Consider the following 17,269-nt stretch of genomic DNA (forward strand, 5'->3'; position numbering starts at 1 on the left):
AAGCAATTCGGTGGTGCGGTAGTTCAGTTGGTTAGAATACCGGCCTGTCACGCCGGGGGTCGCGGGTTCGAGTCCCGTCCGCACCGCCACCGTATTTAGGGGCGTAGTTCAATTGGTAGAGCACCGGTCTCCAAAACCGGGTGTTGGGAGTTCGAGCCTCTCCGCCCCTGCCAGTTAATAACTAGTAATAATTGAATAGTTTTAAGATTAATAGCCCAGCTAATTTTAGCTGGGTTTTTCTTTTTTATTCGTCGCATTATCAAAATCAGATCGCCATACACATCCGCTTAGATCTTCGGTACACACTATCCTTAAGACTTTTCGTAGAACGCTATCAGCTTGTTGCAGGTGCTTTTTCAACAGGTATTTTTAATAACTGTTGGATGAATGCATGCTGGTCACTATTTTGCAGCCAGACGGCATATAGAGGCCGTTTGATTGGCTCATTATTGGGAGCCGTGATGAGATTAGGGTAATCATCAAGCCAGTGTATGGGCAAGAATGTGGCAGCATTTACACTATCTAATAATTCTCTGGCGATATGGGCCGAAGTGGTTGTAATGATTGGTGGATGATCATTTTTCAAAATCTGTTGTTCTTGCTGGTGAAAATCAGCTCCCCACTCGAGTTTGATGTAATTTTCTATGCCTTGTTCGAGATTATGTTGTGTTGTTAATAAAACAAGTTGAATACTACCGATCACCTGACTTTGGAATTCGTCCATTTTTGGGGGTTCTGTCGTGATTAAAAGATCTAATTCACGCGAGTGCAGTTGTTTGACCAGAGACTGACGTGTAGAGACTCTTGATTCGATTCTCATTCCTTGGTTATCCCGATAAAACATATTTAACCAAGGAGTTAGGTAGGCTTCCCATAGGGATGCTGTAGCACCGATAGAGAGCTTTGTATGTTGTGAGACGTAGTTGATCTCTTTCTTTGCTAACTGCCAAGTATTCATTAACGATTCTGCATAGGGGACAAGGCGCTCGCCAGCCGCAGTCAGGCGAATATTATTGCGATGTCGTGTGAATAAATTAGCACCTAACTGATTTTCTAGTTGTCGGATCCGAAAGCTAACGGCGGATTGTGTTAGATAGAGTGATTCAGCTGCCCGACCAAAGTGACGAGTCTTACTGACTTCCAAAAAGGTTTTCAGTAATTCGGTGTCCACATGCATCTCCAATAGTTTTTGTCGTTAAGATTTAAATATTTTGTTTTACAGAATGTCAAGCCTCCCTAATACTCCGCGCCATAATTAGTATGACTGTAGAGTTAGGAGTGTGTCAGATGGCTGAAAGCTTCATCACGACTAATCGTTTTTTTGATAATAAAAATTATCCACGCGGGTTTTCTCGTCACGGGGATTTCACCATCAAAGAGGCCCAATTGTTAGAACGTCATGGTCATGCGTTCAATGAATTGGATCTTGGCAAACGTGAACCACAAACAGACGAAGAAAAATTGTTTGTCGCCGTTTGCCGTGGTGAGCGTCTCCCTGTAACAACAGAGGAAAAAGTATGGGCTAAGTATTTGGCGAAAATTAGCCGCCCAAAACGTTTCCATACTCTTTCCGGTGGAAAACCACAGTTAGATCCTTCTGAGGACTATACTGATTCTGATGATTAATATCATCATTGGGATGATGGGTCCATCAAGAGGGGCGAATTAGCCCCTCTTCTACGTCATCCAATCTGCTTTTGCAACTGAATAAGTAACCTATCCATACTTCGGTAACTAAGAGCTTCCATAATATCCGGCCTTTCTATCCTCTTTTGCTCTTTCAAATCTGCAATCGTACGTGAAACCTTTAATATCCGGTGCCAGGCACGTACAGACAGTCCTAACTTTAGTAAAGTGTTTTCCAGAAAAACGGCATCTTCCATTTTTAGTTTACAAACACATTCAGTTTGTTGACGATTAAGATGTGCATTTACATGCTCACACCGCTCTATTTGTATGTTTCTGGCATTTTGTACTCTCTTTTTGACTTCATGGCTACTTTCACCATGTTTTGTTGATGATTGACTCAAGATACCCGGCGGGAGTAGAGGAACTTCAATGGAGAGGTCAAAACGATCTAAAAAAGGACCTGAAAGCTTGGAAAGATAGCGCAATATTTGTTGTGGACTACTGCGATTGTGTAATCCCTGATGATATCCTGTCGGGCTTGGATTCATGGCCGCAATCAATTGGACTTGGGCAGGAAAACAAACTTTTGCCTTTGCACGAGATATGATAATTTCGCCAGATTCTAGTGGCTCACGTAATGCATCAAGGACACTCCGGTTAAACTCAGGCAATTCATCCAAGAATAAAACGCCATTGTGTGCAAGTGAAATTTCTCCGGGTTTAGGGATTGAGCCTCCACCAACGAGAGCGGCCATTGATGAACTATGATGAGGCGCTCTAAACGGTCGTATATGCCATTTTTTGGGATTAATTGACTGACCGACCAGACTATTGATAGCCGCGACTTCCAGTGCTTCCTGATGCGTTAGAGACGGTAATAGGTCGCATAACCGACTGGCTAGCATTGTTTTACCTGTACCGGGGGGACCAAGTAGCAGAAGATTGTGGCCACCTGCGGCAGTGATCTCCAGAGCACGCTTGGCTTGCTCTTGTCCAATAATGTCTCGTAGATCTAACAGTGGTGGCTCATTTTGTGGAGCAACAGGGGAGGGAGAAGATAATATTGCTTTTTCGCCATGTAAAAAATGGCAAACTTGTAGTAAGTGATTGGCTAATAACGTTTCACTTTGGGATAAGATAGCTAATTCTGTTTGATTTTCTGTGGATAAAATCAATTGTCTACCTGCATTTTTGGCACTGAGTGCTGCGGGAATGGCTCCCATAACTCTACGTATCTCACCTGAAAGCGCTAACTCTCCCAAAAACTCATAATTATGCAATTCATTTGGCGGAATTTGCTCAGAAGCGGCCAAAATTGCAATAGCAATAGGTAAATCATATCTCCCTCCTTCTTTGGGAAGGTCTGCCGGAGCCAGGTTAACTGTGATTCTTTTTGGCGGATAGGTAAAACCGCTATTGATCAAAGCACTTCTGACACGATCTCTGGCTTCTTTAACTGTCGTTTCCGGCAAACCAACCAGTGTTAAACCAGGTAAACCGTTACTGATGTGTGCTTCTATTGTGACGATGGGAGAATCAATACCTATTGTTGCCCGTGTATAGATGATTGCGAGTGTCATGTGCTCTCCTTAGCAAGAAAGTAATTATCATGAATTGATAAAAAATAATAAAAAGTCTCCTTTTGTTATTTTGCGAAGGTACTCGAAAATATATTTATTTTTTATTGTTTCTTTAAACTTACTTATTCTCAATATATTGTTATTTATGGTTTTTTGTTTGGAAATGATCTTTGTGGGATATGTGAAATAAGTTCATAAGGTATTATCATTTAGTTGATTATTTTATTCATTAGATGAACTAATTAGTTGTTTTTATTTTTTGTTTATAATGATACTGTCGCATAAAAATGTCTCTTTTGACGCTTATGTTTTGCAATTAGCTGATTAAATTGTATTTGTGTAATTTATCTTATTAATTATTTTATGAAACATATAGATAGTAATTTTTTATCTTCATTAAAGGAATGAGCGCTGTTAACTTTGCTGGACTTTTAGTTATCCACATGAAAAATATGAATAAAATTATTTTTCAAATAAAAAATTAAAATAATGATTGTCAACAATTATAGAAAGTGATACTTGTAAAATATACATCGAACATATGAATGAGAACGAAAAGAATTATGAGTAAATTTGTTCTAGTGATTAGCCTAATTATTAGCGTGGTAGTGATTATTCTACCGTGCGGGGCTGCACTTGAACGAAGGAAGGCGTAGACAGAAAGATAGCCAGATTTCACGAAGAAGCCCCCGCACCGAAAAGGAGCGGGGGCTTTTTTTTACACATACCAAAAAACGAACATAAAACAACATCACAACACTGGTACTGACAGAGTAAACGCAATAGGAGGATGGTATGAACGGGGCTCAATGGGTCGTACAAGCATTACGAAAGCAGGGAGTTGAGAAAGTTTTCGGTTATCCAGGCGGAGCTATTATGCCTGTGTATGATGCTTTGTATGATGGCGGTATTGAACATTTGTTGTGCCGCCATGAACAAGGAGCGGTTATGGCTGCCATTGGCTATGCAAGGGCAAGTGGTAAGCCTGGAGTTTGTATCGCGACATCAGGGCCTGGCGCAACAAATTTGATTACCGGGTTAGCTGATGCTTTGTTGGATTCTGTTCCCGTCGTTGCTATTACTGGTCAAGTAAGTTCTGAAGTTATTGGTACAGATGCTTTTCAAGAAATCGATATGTTGGGACTTTCTCTTGCCTGTACCAAACACAGTTTTCTGGTGGAATCGCTGGAAAAATTGCCTCAAGTTATGGCCGAAGCCTTTGCCATTGCCACGGAAGGCCGTCCTGGCCCCGTTTTGGTGGATTTACCGAAAGATATTCAGTTAAAACAAGGCGAATTCGCACCTTACTTAATGCCTGTCGTTGCCCTATCTTCTCTGCCTGAGCGTGAATTGGAACAAGCTCGCCATATGATGGCTTGTTCCAAAAAACCTATTTTGTATATCGGGGGAGGCGTTGGAATGTCAGATGCGGTGCCTGAATTACGCCGTTTAGTGACAGAAACGGGGCTGCCTGTTGTCTCTACACTCAAAGGATTGGGGGCTGCGGATGCTGAGCATGAATGTTATTTGGGAATGTTGGGAATGCATGGCACAAAGGCTGCCAATTTCGCGGTTCAATCCTGTGATTTGCTTATTGCTGCCGGAGCTCGTTTTGATGACCGGGTAACCGGGAAACTGAACACCTTTGCTCCGTACGCCAAAGTCATCCATTTAGATATCGACCCTGTTGAATTAAACAAGTTGCGTCAGGCACATGTTTCATTATTGGGAAATTTAAAAACGTTATTGCCTCATTTACAGCAACCTTTGTCGATCAAGGCATGGCAACAAGAAGTGAAACAGTTAAAAAATGAATATGCATGGCGCTATGACCATCAGGGGGACAGTATTTATGCTCCCGCATTGTTAAAACAGATATCTGAGCGCAAGCCAACCAATACTGTTGTGACCACCGATGTGGGACAGCATCAGATGTGGACTGCCCAACATATGACATTCGATGGGCCTGAGAATTTCATTACTTCCAGTGGGTTGGGCACGATGGGATTTGGTATCCCGGCAGCGATTGGTGCACAAATGGTTCGTCCAGAGGATATGGTCATTTGTATATCCGGTGATGGCTCTTTCATGATGAATGTTCAGGAATTAGGCACTATCAGACGCAAAAAATTACCTATCAAGATGGTCTTGCTGGATAACCAGCGTCTGGGGATGGTTAAGCAATGGCAGGAATTATTTTTTGATAAACGCTATAGCGAAACTATCTTAACCGATAATCCTGATTTTATTACCTTGGCAAAATCCTTTGATATTCCAGGCCAACACATTACAGACAAGTCGCAAATTAATACAGCGCTAGATGCCCTTTTCAACAGTGAAGGTCCCTATTTACTACATGTATCCATTAATGAATTAGAAAATGTTTGGCCATTGGTTCCACCTGGCGCAAGTAACGCAAATATGTTGGAGAGATCATTATGATGCAGCATCAACTTGCTATTCAGGCACGATTTTGTCCTGAAATTCTTGAAAGAATTCTGAGGGTTACCCGCCATCGTGGTTTTCAGATATGCGCATTGAATATGGATCATACAATAGATAGTGATAATGTAAGTATTGAACTCACTGTCGCCAGTCAGCGTCCTGTGAATTTGCTTTTTTCTCAGTTGATGAAGCTGGTTGATGTTGCTGATGTTGAGATACAACACAAAAAATCACAATTGATAAGCGCATAGTGCGCATTTGAAGGAAACAAAAGAATGACAAAGCAAGCTGATTATATTTGGTTCAATGGGGAAATGGTTCCTTGGGCTGATGCAAAAATACACGTTATGTCCCATGCCCTGCATTACGGAACGTCAGTATTTGAAGGTGTCCGTTGTTACAACTCGCACAAAGGGCCTGTTATTTTTCGTCATCGTGAACACATGCAGCGCTTGCATGACTCAGCCAAGATTTACCGTATGCCCGTGAGCCAGAGTGTCGATGAATTAATGGAAGCTTGTCGTGAAACACTCCGCAAGAACAAATTAATCAGCGCTTACATTCGCCCATTGGTTTTTATTGGTGATGTGGGAATGGGGGTAAATCCTCCTGTGGGTTATGAAACAGATGTCATTATTGCCGCTTTTCCGTGGGGAGCGTATCTTGGAGAGGAAGCACTAGAACAAGGCATTGATGCGATGGTTTCTTCATGGAACCGTGCTGCGGCAAACACAATTCCAACAGCGGCAAAAGCGGGGGGTAATTACTTATCTTCTTTGCTGGTGGGGAGTGAAGCCCGGCGCCATGGTTATCAGGAAGGGATTGCTTTGGATGTTCATGGCTATATTTCAGAAGGTGCGGGTGAAAACCTATTTGAAGTCAAAAATGGTGTTTTGTTCACCCCGCCATTCACTTCTGCTGCGTTACCGGGGATCACTCGAGATGCCATTATCAAGTTGGCACAGGATCTCGGTCTGGAAGTTCGTGAGCAGACCCTTTCCCGCGAATCACTCTATCTGGCTGATGAAGTCTTTATGACCGGAACAGCAGCAGAAATTACTCCAGTCCGTAGTGTAGATGGTATTCAGGTTGGAATTGGTAAATGTGGGCCTGTCACCAAAAAAATTCAGAGTGCATTCTTCGGCCTATTTGATGGTTCGACAGAAGATAAATGGGGCTGGTTAGATCCAGTGAATCCTTAATAACCTGATTCCTTTATAACGAAGATAAAATTTAACAGGCGGCTCGTTCCCCGCCTGTTTTCTGATGCTGATTAGATAGACATGGGAGTAAAAAATAATGCCTAAATATCGTTCTGCCACGACAACTCATGGCCGCAATATGGCAGGGGCTCGTGCTTTATGGCGTGCTACGGGGATGACTGATGCGGACTTTGGTAAGCCTATTATCGCCGTTGTGAACTCATTTACTCAATTCGTGCCCGGGCATGTTCATTTGCGGGATTTGGGCAAGCTGGTGGCTGAACAGATTGAGGCATCTGGTGGAGTTGCAAAAGAATTTAACACCATCGCAGTTGATGATGGCATCGCAATGGGGCATGGAGGAATGCTTTATTCTCTGCCTTCTCGTGAGCTGATTGCCGATTCGGTCGAATATATGGTGAATGCACACTGTGCGGATGCGATGGTATGTATTTCCAACTGTGACAAGATCACACCGGGCATGTTGATGGCATCACTGCGTTTGAATATTCCGGTTATTTTTGTTTCAGGAGGCCCGATGGAAGCGGGTAAAACGCGGTTATCCGATCAGATCATCAAGTTGGATCTGGTTGATGCGATGATCCAGGGGGCTAATCCGAATATCAGTGATGAACAAAGTGAGCAAATCGAACGTTCTGCCTGCCCGACCTGTGGTTCTTGTTCCGGCATGTTTACCGCGAATTCAATGAACTGTCTGACAGAAGCACTGGGGCTTTCGCAACCGGGTAATGGATCGCTACTTGCTACACATGCAGATCGTAAGACCCTATTTATCAATGCGGGTAAGCGCATTGTTGAATTAACCAAACGTTACTATGAACAAAATGATGGCAGCGCTTTGCCACGTAATATTGCGACCAAAGCTGCATTTGAGAATGCCATGACATTGGATATTGCGATGGGAGGGTCGACAAACACTGTTCTGCACTTATTGGCAGCCGCTCAGGAGGGAGAAGTTGATTTCACTATGGCAGATATTGATCGTCTGTCTCGTCAAGTGCCCCATTTATGCAAGGTGGCGCCAAGTACTCAAAAATACCATATGGAAGACGTACATCGAGCAGGTGGAGTAATTGGTATTCTTGGTGAACTGGATCGTGCTGGATTGTTGCAGCGAAATGTGAAAAACATTCTGGGTTTGGACTTGCCACAAACGTTGGCTCAGTACGACATCATGCTGACAGGAGATGACGATGTTAAGAGCATGTACGCGGCGGGGCCAGCAGGAATTCGTACTACCCAAGCTTTCTCGCAGGATTGTCGTTGGCCATCTTTGGACACAGACCGGAAAGAAGGGTGTATTCGTGAACGTGCGCATGCTTACAGCCAAGATGGGGGACTGGCTGTTTTGTATGGTAACGTTGCCGCGGATGGTTGTATCGTGAAAACCGCAGGAGTGGATGAAAGTATTCTCACTTTCCGTGGCCCTGCTAAAGTTTATGAAAGTCAGGAGGAGGCAGTAGACGCGATTTTGGGCGGAAAAGTTGTTGCGGGGGACGTTGTGGTTATTCGTTATGAAGGCCCGAAAGGTGGTCCTGGTATGCAGGAAATGCTCTATCCAACCACTTACCTAAAATCAATGGGATTGGGGAAAAGTTGCGCTTTGATCACTGATGGACGTTTTTCAGGAGGTACATCTGGGTTATCGATTGGACATGTTTCTCCTGAAGCAGCTAATGGTGGCTTGATTGGATTGGTTCATGACGGCGATATCATCAATATTGATATTCCAAACCGTAAAATCCAGTTGGATGTCAGCGAAAAAGAGCTGACTGAACGGGAACAAGCTGAATTATCGCGTGGCGATAATATGTGGACACCTAAATCCCGAAAGCGTCAGGTCTCTTTTGCATTGCGAGCTTATGCTTCATTAGCGACCAGTGCTGATAAAGGAGCTGTACGTGATAAGACTAAGTTGGGGAGTTGATTGTGGCGGTTTATCCTCTTAATACTGAACCTAACGGAGCGGAATATCTCAAAGCCGCACTGAGTGCACCAGTTTATGATGTTGCTCAAGTCACCCCATTACAGGAAATGAAAAAAATCTCTGCTCGTTTAGAGAACACTATCTTGGTTAAACGAGAAGATCGTCAGTTGGTACACAGCTTCAAATTGCGTGGTGCATACGCGATGATTGCCCGCTTAACGGAAGAGCAAAGAGCTAAGGGTGTGATCACCGCATCTGCGGGCAATCATGCACAAGGTGTTGCATTATCGGCCAGTAAGGTTGGCGTTAAAGCCACTATAGTGATGCCGATAGCTACAGCAGATATTAAAGTTGATGCAGTACGCAGTTTTGGTGGTGAAGTGCTATTACATGGTGCAAATTTCGATGAAGCGAAAGCAAAAGCGATTGAGATGTCAAAAGAACATAGTTACACCTTCGTACCACCCTTTGATCACCCTGCTGTGATTGCTGGTCAGGCAACTTTGGCGATGGAGCTTTTACAGCAAGATGTTCATCTTGATCGCATTTTTGTTCCTGTTGGTGGGGGTGGATTGATTGCTGGTATTGCAGTGCTCATCAAACAACTCGTACCAGAAATGAAAGTCATTGGTGTGGAGGCTGAGGATTCTGCCTGTTTGAAAGCCGCGCTGGATGCCGGATATCCCGTTGATTTATCGAGGGTCGGGTTATTTGCGGAAGGTGTTGCCGTTAAACGTATTGGTAATGAAACATTCCGTTTATGTCAGCAATATGTTGATGATGTGATTACGGTAGATAGTGATGCCATTTGTGCAGCCATGAAAGATATTTTCGAAGATGTCAGAGCGATTGCAGAGCCTTCCGGAGCTTTGGCGCTGGCGGGGTTGAAGAAATATGTCCAGCAGCACCAGATTAAGGGGGAGCGACTCGCACATATTCTTTCTGGCGCTAATGTGAATTTTCATGGTTTACGTTATGTCTCCGAACGTTGTGAGCTAGGGGAGCAGCGTGAAGCTTTGCTGGCGGTAACTATTCCTGAGCAAAAAGGCAGTTTCCTGAATTTCTGCCAGATACTGGGTGCCCGCTTTGTGACAGAATTCAGTTACCGTTATTCAGATGCTACCGCCCCAGATAAAGCCTGTATTTTTGTTGGGATACGATTGGGACGTGGAAATGCTGAACGTATTGAAATCATTGAAGAACTAAAAACTGCGGGATATCAGGTATCTGATTTTACTGATGATGAAATGGCGAAACTGCATGTTCGTTATATGATCGGTGGAAGACCACCCAGACTATTGCAGGAGCGGTTATTTAGCTTTGCTTTTCCCGAATCACCGGGAGCATTGTTGAAATTTTTGCAAACATTAGGAGCACACTGGAATATCACACTATTTCATTACCGTAGTCATGGCACAGATTACGGACGTGTACTGGCCGCTTTTGAATTGTCAGGTTCGGAAATCTGTTTTGATCGCCATTTAGATGAGTTGGGTTATGAATACCATGATGAGACTGATAATCCTTCGTTTAATCTGTTGTTGAAATAGAAACAGTTAATATTATGAGAAATAGCACCTTTTAGAGTGCTATTTTTTTCATGGGATCACGTTATTTCATAAGATAATAATCCCCAAAATGCCTTTATCAGTGGTTCATGTAGCCGCTTGCCAAGAGCACAAACCCCTAATTCGAATGGTTCCACCAACGAAATATTTTCCAACAATAATATACGGTTGCGTACCGGCTCCGGGCTATTTTCAACGACAACCGCAGGGATTAACGCAATACCACAACCTAAAGCAACCATAGAAACAATCGCTTCATGACCAGAAACTGTAGCATAAATCTGTGGATGGTTAATTTTGTGCCGGCGGAACCAAAGCTCAATACGCTTACGGGAAGGGCCGTGTTCCGGCAAAATAAATGGGATTGCATTCCAGTTTGGTTGCTCTTGTGTAGCAAACGTTCGTACTGCACAAGGCAAAGAAGGTGCGATCAGTGCTAGCGGAATTTCACCAATCTTGGTAAAGCGGACATTATCAGGCAGTTTTTCTGGTTTACCTGCAATGCCCAAATCTGCTTCTTCAGATTGCACCTTATAAACAGCGTCTGCGGCATCCCCCGTTGTCAGTTTAATTTCCACCAAAGGATGTTCGGCCCGAAATTTATCCAGAACTTGTGGCAGATGGCTATAAGCGGCAGTGACCGAACAGAAAAGGCGTAATTCTCCCGTTAAAGATGGGCTTTGGTGATTCAGTGAATGGAGTAATTGCTGATATTGCAGCAGAGTTTGTTGGGCAAATTGCTTTAATTGCTCGCCTGCGAAGGTCAGTTTTACTGTCCGATTATCTCGCAGAAATAGTGAGTGCCCCAATTGTTCTTCAATACGCTGAACTTGGCGTGAAAGCGTGGATGGACTGACATGCATAGCTTTGGCTGTACGACCAAAATGACAACTTTCTGTAAGATGCAAAAACAGTTTTAGATCACGTAAGTCCATCGTTCTTTTGCCTTTTTCTGGGTTTTTTCGCTATATATTCGTCGTATGGTGGAAGATTGTTACAAAAAAGACATGTTGCATAAATTGCAATATAGTGTTGTCAATATATCAATTTAAGCAATGGATTTCATGTCATATATTGACTTTATGCAAATAACATCACACCTCATTATATCGGAGTCACCATGGCTAATTATTTTGATACATTGAACTTACGCCAGAAATTGGCGCAGTTAGGCAAATGTCGTTTTATGACACGGGAAGAATTTGCTGACGAGGCAGGGTATTTAAAAGGCAAGAAAGTGGTGATTGTCGGCTGTGGTGCTCAAGGGTTGAATCAGGGGCTGAATATGCGTGATTCTGGCCTGGATATTGCGTATGCTCTGCGTAAAGAAGCCATTACAGAGAAACGTGCATCATGGCGTAAGGCAACTGAAAATGGTTTCAACGTTGGTACATATGAGGAATTGATCCCACAAGCTGATTTGGTCATTAACCTGACCCCAGACAAACAGCACTCTGCGGTTGTACAGGCCGTTCAGCCGTTAATGAAAGCCGGTGCGGCTTTGGGGTATTCTCATGGTTTTAATATTGTCGAAGTGGGGGAACAGATCCGTAAAGACATCACGGTTGTGATGGTTGCTCCGAAGTGCCCAGGAACGGAAGTGCGTGAAGAATATAAGCGTGGCTTTGGTGTTCCAACTCTGATTGCTATCCATCCGGAAAACGATGCAAAAGGCGAAGGCATGGCAATTGCGAAAGCATGGGCAGCCGCAACTGGAGGTCATCGTGCAGGAGTTCTGGAATCCTCTTTTGTGGCAGAAGTGAAATCTGATTTGATGGGTGAGCAAACGATTCTGTGTGGGATGTTACAGGCAGGTTCCCTGTTGTGTTATGACAAGCTGGTGGCTGATGGCGCAGATCCGGGTTATGCGGGTAAATTGATCCAGTTTGGTTGGGAAACTATCACAGAAGCCCTGAAACAAGGTGGCATTACCTTGATGATGGACAGGCTCTCTAATCCAGCAAAACTGCGTGCTTATGCCCTTTCTGAACAGTTGAAAACCATTTTAACTCCACTGTTCCAAAAACATATGGATGACATTATTTCTGGTAAATTCTCTTCCACTATGATGACTGACTGGGCGAATGATGACAAAGATCTGCTGACCTGGCGTGCAGAAACAGGTCAAACGCCATTCGAGAACTATCCTGATTACAACGGTCATATTAGCGAGCAAGAATACTTTGATCATGGCGTCCTGATGGTTGCTATGGTTAAAGCCGGGGTAGAACTGGCATTTGACACAATGGTCGATTCAGGCATTATTGAAGAGTCCGCTTATTATGAATCACTACATGAACTGCCATTAATTGCGAATACCATTGCCCGGAAGCGTCTCTATGAAATGAACGTAGTGATTTCTGATACGGCAGAATATGGTAACTACTTGTTCTCTTATGTTGCGGTGCCATTATTGCAGGAAAAATTCATGCCAACCCTACAGACCGGGGATTTAGGCAAGGCCGCTGTCGATAAAGGTATCGATAATGCCCAATTACGCGATGTTAATGACGCTATTCGTAACCACCCAATTGAGGTTGTAGGCCGGACTTTACGTGGTTATATGACAGATATGAAACGTATTGCTGTCGGCGGATAATGCCAATCTATTGTATGCCCGATATATTGTGTATCGGGCATAATTTCAGTTACAGGTTAAATCTTTGCTTCAGTTCATCAATTTCCTGGCGCTGGAATGTATCAAAATGCTCTCTCGGTTGTTGAGCCTTAATCATATTCAGTAAAGGATCCTGAACTTTAGTGCGGACACCGCTCAATTCTTCCAGTACGGCCAAGCCACAGAACGGCACATAGAGTTCGGAATAACCACCTTCATGTACGACAACCAGTTTTCCATCGCATAATGCATCTGCTGCCTGCTGTATTTTACGCGTCATTTCCCGGAAACTCTCACTATGGAGCTGCATTCTGGCAAGTGGATCGAAGGAGTTGGCATCATATCCACAGGCGACAATAATCAATTCGGGTTGATAATGCTGTAATGCGGGAAGAACGATTTGATCCATAGCATACATGTAACTATTGTGCCCGGCTCCTGCCATGAGTGGAATATTGATATTGAAGCCTTCTCCTTTACCTGCCCCGATATCATCTTCACCACTGTACCCTTCGGGGTAACAACCATCCTGATGCAATGAAATTGTCAAAACATCAGCACGTTCCCAAAAGATATGTTGTGTTCCGTTACCGTGATGAACATCCCAGTCAACGACTGCGACCCGGCCAAGCCCAAACTGCTTTTTGGCCCGCTCAATGGCAAGGGAGATATTGGCAAGGTAACAAAATCCCATGGCTTTATCTGGTAGACAATGGTGTCCGGGCGGGCGGGACAGACTATAAGCGTTGTCCAGTTCACCGTGCAGGACGGCTTCCACTGCCGCACAGGCTAATCCGGCAGATAATTTGGCGATTTCATAACTGCCTGGTCCTACAGAGGCTTCAGAACCAAGCATACCTGTACCATAGTCGCTCAGCGACTTAAAATTCTGTAAATACGGTTCTGGATGGATAAGCCTTAAGGTTGTTTCATCAATAGGATCAGCCCCTAACAGTTGTAATGAGTGGCTTAAGCCAGAAACATCCATTAAATTTTTCATTCTGCGCTTAGTTTCTGGTGATTCGGCATGACCTGGTCCGGATGGTGGTTGTACCCATCCGCCAACTGGAAGCGTTACGACATGTTGTAATCCGGTAGTGTGCCAGAAACAGCTTTCATCAAAGAAAAAACCTGTTTTACGTAACATATTGTATCCTCTTTGGCTGACGATTATAAAAATAAAATATTTATTATTGCTATACCAATCAAACAGATGAAATGGATGTTATTTTTACAATGTATTGATAGCCACTATTACATATAGAAAAGTAATAAATCTATGGAAGAACAGTGAATCTGATAACTACTAAAATAATTATTTTTGATTGATGGATATCATGATTAATGACCAATTGAGAAAAGCTAAGGTAATTAATTGGATAGGTTTTTTATTTATTGTTAACTCATTTTAAAATAAGACTATTTATTATTTTTGGGGAAGTATTTCCATTGAAATGGGGGTCGCTGTACTTTTATTTCTGTTATTTTAATATATCTTTTACGCGTACTTCCATCTTGTGAAAATAGCTAACTGAAGTAAATGATTATTTTATTTAGATACTCGTTTCATTCGCTACCCACAGACAAGCATCTTGATTTTTAACCCCATGTTTTGTTTTTAATCATTTGATTTATATAAATTATTGAGTGATTACAATCACATTATAATGACTGTTTTTTATACTAAATAAAAACCTATTATATCTTGTCGATTATTATCTGAGCGAAAAAAATTTAAACAATACCATTCCTGATCGCCCTTAATATTCCCACATTAAATATTCCCGGCGAATCGTTGGTTAAAAGAGAAATTAAGGATAACAGCTACCCAAATATCGCACTAATAGCGACATTAAATAAGGACGAATAATTATGTCACTGAAAAAGAACATTATTTCTCAGAATAGCCGTAAAACTGGCGGTCATTCATCCGGCGGACTTTTATTTACTCTGACAGCAGGCAGCCTGCCGCCCCAAACTTTTGTTGTCACTGATTTCGCACTGACAGAAGGTTTTTCACAGCCTTTTCAACTTGATATTGGGTTGGTAAGTGCTAATCCCTCTATCGATTTTTCTACTGTGCTCGATCACACTGCCACACTCACGATTTTGCAGGGAGAAACCGAACAACGAAGCATCAGTGGTATGGTATCCAGCTTTGAACAAGGGAATACCGGACTACATCAAACCACCTACCAGATGACTATCCGTCCTGACTTGTGGCGTACAACACTACGCCAAAATTCACGCATCTTCCAACAGCGGGATATCGTTACCATTATCACCACCATTTTAAAGGAACATGGCATTCGTGATGTGGTATTTAGTTTGCGTCAGCCACATCCAGAACGTGAATTTTGTGTGCAATATCAGGAAAGTGACTTCACTTTCATCCAGCGTTTGACCGCAGAAGAAGGCATTTTCTATTTTTTTGAGTGTGGCAACGGGCGTAATACGCTGGTCTTTGCCGATGATGCTGGTTCAGTACCGTTGGGTATCAAACTTCCTTACCAACCCAGTGAACAAAGTCCTACAGGTGATGTTTCTGTTAGTCACATCACCAACCGCGCACAGGTCCGGCCGGCACAGGTACAACTTAAGGATTACACTTTTAAGAATCCGGCCTGGGCAGCAGAATTCAGCCAGCAAATGAAAGAGGACAATCTCCAAAAGCTCTATTACGAGCATTACGATTATCCCGGACGTTTCAAAGATGAACAACATGGTACTGCTTTTACCCGCTACCGGCTCGAAGCACTGCGTAATGATGCGCTGACAGGACATGGCAACGGTTATGCCATCGCCATCCAACCGGGGCGGCTATTCACCCTGACCAACCATCCGCGTGAAGAGTGGAATCAACCGTGGCAGGTGATTTCCGCCAGCCATACGGGTTATCAACCACAAGCGTTAGAACAGGAAATCAGTGGCAGCGGTACGACACTAAACAGCCAATTTAGCTTTATTCGCCAAACCCAGACCTGGCGTCCTTCTCCATTGCCTAAACCGATCGTTGATGGGCCACAAATTGCCAAAGTCGTCGGCCCTGCCGGAGAAGAAATTTTTTGTGACCAATATGGTCGTGTTCGACTCCAGTTTCCGTGGGATCGCTATGGCCGCAGTGACGATCAAAGCTCTTGCTGGATACGGGTTACTCATCCGTGGGCGGGACAAGGCTGGGGAATGCTCGCTATTCCCCGTGTCGGCCAAGAGGTTGTAGTTGACTTCTTACATGGCGATCCAGATCAACCCATCGTTATCGGCAGAACCTATCACGCCAGCAACATTCCTCCCGGCGGCTTGCCGGGCAGCAAAACCCAAATGGCGTTTCGTTCCAAAACCCATAAGGGAGAAGGCTATAACCAAATGTTGTTTGAGGATGCGAAAGGCAGTGAACAACTCGCTCTTCATGCCCAGAAAGATATGAATACCACCGTTCTGAATGATATGAACACCACTGTCCTCAAAGACCGTACCACACAGGTGATGCACGACCACACCGAAAACATCGGCAACAATCAGGTGATATCCGTCCGTAAAGATCGCATCAAAGAAGTGACCGGCGAGGAGAGCAGTACTATTCACGGTAATCGGCAAGTTACAGTGGAGAAAAAAAGTAAGCTCAGCGCCAAAGAAGACATTGCTATCCAGTCTGTCAACGGTGGCATCCAAATCAGCGTAGGCGGTGCCAGTATCACACTGGACAAAGAGGGCAATATCCATATTTCCGGCAGAAATATCATCATCAACGGCAAGGAACAGGTTCAACTGAACTAGCCGAGCCAATCAAAACACACGTGGAACACGATAGCTACATAGACCAAAAAAGAGTGATAAAGGAAGACACCCATGAATAAACAACCCTATCAAATGAATGAAGGAACCTTAACTATTCCATCTGACTGGCGTGATGAATCGATGCAGGTATTTGTCCTGCCGGATGACAGTGGCGTTAATTTGGTGATTAACCGTACACCCGTACCGATGGGTTCCGACCATACCGCCTACTACGCCCAAACATTAACTCAGTTTGAAACCCATCTCCCCGGTTATAAAGAGCACCAAAGGCTGGAGATAGAACTGAGCGGTGCACCCGCCTGGCGGCTGGACTACCAATGGCAAAGCCCGGAAGGTGAGATGCACCAGACTGTTGTGCTGCAAATATGGGGGAATTTGCTGTTGGCTTTTAACCTGACTTCTCCACAGCCGTTTGAGGAAGGGCAGCGTAACGCTCTGCTGGCAATCGTCAGTAGTTTTCAGGCGACCTGACAGGAGGTCAG

At 43.8% G+C, this 17,269-nt stretch carries 14 protein-coding genes and 2 tRNA genes; 12 read left to right on the top strand and 4 right to left on the bottom strand.

Annotated features, from left to right (window positions below):
- The first annotated feature begins 12 nt into the window (after positions 1-12).
- Positions 13-89 (top strand) — tRNA-Asp (locus Xind_RS03895).
- Positions 90-97: 8 nt separating this feature from the next.
- Positions 98-173, top strand: a tRNA-Trp gene (locus Xind_RS03900).
- Between the two features lie 161 nt (positions 174-334).
- On the opposite strand, the gene hdfR is transcribed toward Xind_RS03900, so the two are convergent.
- Positions 335-1,171, bottom strand: coding sequence for an HTH-type transcriptional regulator HdfR (gene hdfR / locus Xind_RS03905; protein ID WP_047683228.1), 837 nt, complete (start codon positions 1,169-1,171; stop codon positions 335-337).
- 116 nt (positions 1,172-1,287) lie between these two features.
- Here hdfR and Xind_RS03910 point away from each other — a divergent pair, with 116 nt between their 5' ends.
- Complete coding sequence (locus Xind_RS03910; protein WP_047683230.1) at positions 1,288-1,626, top strand: MaoP family protein; 339 nt, start codon at positions 1,288-1,290, stop codon at positions 1,624-1,626.
- A gap of 56 nt (positions 1,627-1,682) precedes the next feature.
- Here the strand turns inward: Xind_RS03910 and Xind_RS03915 are convergent, their stop codons facing one another.
- Positions 1,683-3,209 (bottom strand): YifB family Mg chelatase-like AAA ATPase, encoded by a 1,527-nt coding sequence (locus Xind_RS03915; protein ID WP_047683232.1) that lies wholly within the window; start codon positions 3,207-3,209, stop codon positions 1,683-1,685.
- 563 nt (positions 3,210-3,772) lie between these two features.
- Here Xind_RS03915 and Xind_RS24010 point away from each other — a divergent pair.
- From Xind_RS24010 to ilvA, 6 genes are all read left to right on the top strand, one after another.
- Positions 3,773-3,865, top strand: a complete 93-nt coding sequence (locus Xind_RS24010; protein ID WP_145956602.1) for an IlvGEDA operon leader peptide — start codon at positions 3,773-3,775, stop codon at positions 3,863-3,865.
- A 139-nt stretch (positions 3,866-4,004) separates the two neighbouring features.
- Entirely contained in the window at positions 4,005-5,651 is a 1,647-nt protein-coding gene (gene ilvG, locus Xind_RS03925; protein ID WP_187649511.1) for an acetolactate synthase 2 catalytic subunit, read from the top strand.
- On the top strand, positions 5,648-5,905 hold the full coding sequence (gene ilvM / locus Xind_RS03930; protein WP_038268543.1) for an acetolactate synthase 2 small subunit: 258 nt from the start codon (positions 5,648-5,650) through the stop codon (positions 5,903-5,905). Before ilvG ends, ilvM begins: the two co-directional genes overlap by 4 nt.
- A gap of 24 nt (positions 5,906-5,929) precedes the next feature.
- Positions 5,930-6,856 (top strand): branched-chain amino acid transaminase, encoded by a 927-nt coding sequence (locus tag Xind_RS03935; RefSeq protein WP_187649512.1) that lies wholly within the window; start codon positions 5,930-5,932, stop codon positions 6,854-6,856.
- A gap of 97 nt (positions 6,857-6,953) precedes the next feature.
- Positions 6,954-8,804 carry a dihydroxy-acid dehydratase gene (gene ilvD / locus Xind_RS03940; protein ID WP_047683238.1) on the top strand — a complete coding sequence of 617 codons (1,851 nt, stop codon included), beginning with the start codon at positions 6,954-6,956 and terminating at the stop codon, positions 8,802-8,804.
- A gap of 2 nt (positions 8,805-8,806) precedes the next feature.
- Entirely contained in the window at positions 8,807-10,354 is a 1,548-nt protein-coding gene (gene ilvA, locus Xind_RS03945) for a threonine ammonia-lyase, biosynthetic (RefSeq protein ID WP_420856060.1), read from the top strand.
- Between the two features lie 56 nt (positions 10,355-10,410).
- Here the strand turns inward: ilvA and ilvY are convergent, their stop codons facing one another.
- Positions 10,411-11,307: an HTH-type transcriptional activator IlvY gene (gene ilvY, locus Xind_RS03950; protein ID WP_187649513.1), complete on the bottom strand. Its 897-nt coding sequence runs from the start codon at positions 11,305-11,307 to the stop codon at positions 10,411-10,413.
- A 185-nt stretch (positions 11,308-11,492) separates the two neighbouring features.
- Between ilvY and ilvC the strand changes: the two genes are divergently transcribed.
- The gene (ilvC, locus tag Xind_RS03955) at positions 11,493-12,971 is read left to right on the top strand and encodes a ketol-acid reductoisomerase (RefSeq protein WP_047683242.1); all 1,479 of its coding nucleotides are present in this window, start codon (positions 11,493-11,495) and stop codon (positions 12,969-12,971) included.
- A 49-nt stretch (positions 12,972-13,020) separates the two neighbouring features.
- Here the strand turns inward: ilvC and Xind_RS03960 are convergent, their stop codons facing one another.
- Complete coding sequence (locus Xind_RS03960; protein WP_187649514.1) at positions 13,021-14,136, bottom strand: class II histone deacetylase; 1,116 nt, start codon at positions 14,134-14,136, stop codon at positions 13,021-13,023.
- A 725-nt stretch (positions 14,137-14,861) separates the two neighbouring features.
- Here Xind_RS03960 and Xind_RS03965 point away from each other — a divergent pair.
- Together Xind_RS03965 and Xind_RS03970 are read left to right on the top strand one after the other, a co-directional pair.
- Positions 14,862-16,766, top strand: coding sequence for a type VI secretion system Vgr family protein (locus Xind_RS03965; RefSeq protein ID WP_187649515.1), 1,905 nt, complete (start codon positions 14,862-14,864; stop codon positions 16,764-16,766).
- A gap of 72 nt (positions 16,767-16,838) precedes the next feature.
- Entirely contained in the window at positions 16,839-17,258 is a 420-nt protein-coding gene (locus Xind_RS03970; protein ID WP_187649516.1) for a DUF1795 domain-containing protein, read from the top strand.
- Positions 17,259-17,269 lie beyond the last annotated feature (11 nt).

The organism is Xenorhabdus indica (assembly GCF_014467235.1).
In the GTDB taxonomy this organism is placed as follows: Bacteria; Pseudomonadota; Gammaproteobacteria; order Enterobacterales; family Enterobacteriaceae; genus Xenorhabdus; species Xenorhabdus indica.

Excerpts from the sequence above, each read along its gene's own strand:
- ilvD (WP_047683238.1), top strand. The coding sequence starts at position 6,954 with ATGCCTAAATATCGTTCTGCCACGACAACTCATGGCCGCAATATGGCA.
- ilvY (WP_187649513.1), bottom strand. The coding sequence starts at position 11,307 with ATGGACTTACGTGATCTAAAACTGTTTTTGCATCTTACAGAAAGTTGT.
- Xind_RS03960 (WP_187649514.1), bottom strand. The coding sequence starts at position 14,136 with ATGTTACGTAAAACAGGTTTTTTCTTTGATGAAAGCTGTTTCTGGCAC.
- ilvG (WP_187649511.1), top strand. The coding sequence starts at position 4,005 with ATGAACGGGGCTCAATGGGTCGTACAAGCATTACGAAAGCAGGGAGTT.
- ilvC (WP_047683242.1), top strand. The coding sequence starts at position 11,493 with ATGGCTAATTATTTTGATACATTGAACTTACGCCAGAAATTGGCGCAG.
- Xind_RS03910 (WP_047683230.1), top strand. The coding sequence starts at position 1,288 with ATGGCTGAAAGCTTCATCACGACTAATCGTTTTTTTGATAATAAAAAT.
- ilvM (WP_038268543.1), top strand. The coding sequence starts at position 5,648 with ATGATGCAGCATCAACTTGCTATTCAGGCACGATTTTGTCCTGAAATT.
- Xind_RS24010 (WP_145956602.1), top strand. The coding sequence starts at position 3,773 with ATGAGTAAATTTGTTCTAGTGATTAGCCTAATTATTAGCGTGGTAGTG.
- Xind_RS03965 (WP_187649515.1), top strand. The coding sequence starts at position 14,862 with ATGTCACTGAAAAAGAACATTATTTCTCAGAATAGCCGTAAAACTGGC.
- Xind_RS03915 (WP_047683232.1), bottom strand. The coding sequence starts at position 3,209 with ATGACACTCGCAATCATCTATACACGGGCAACAATAGGTATTGATTCT.
- Xind_RS03970 (WP_187649516.1), top strand. The coding sequence starts at position 16,839 with ATGAATAAACAACCCTATCAAATGAATGAAGGAACCTTAACTATTCCA.
- Xind_RS03935 (WP_187649512.1), top strand. The coding sequence starts at position 5,930 with ATGACAAAGCAAGCTGATTATATTTGGTTCAATGGGGAAATGGTTCCT.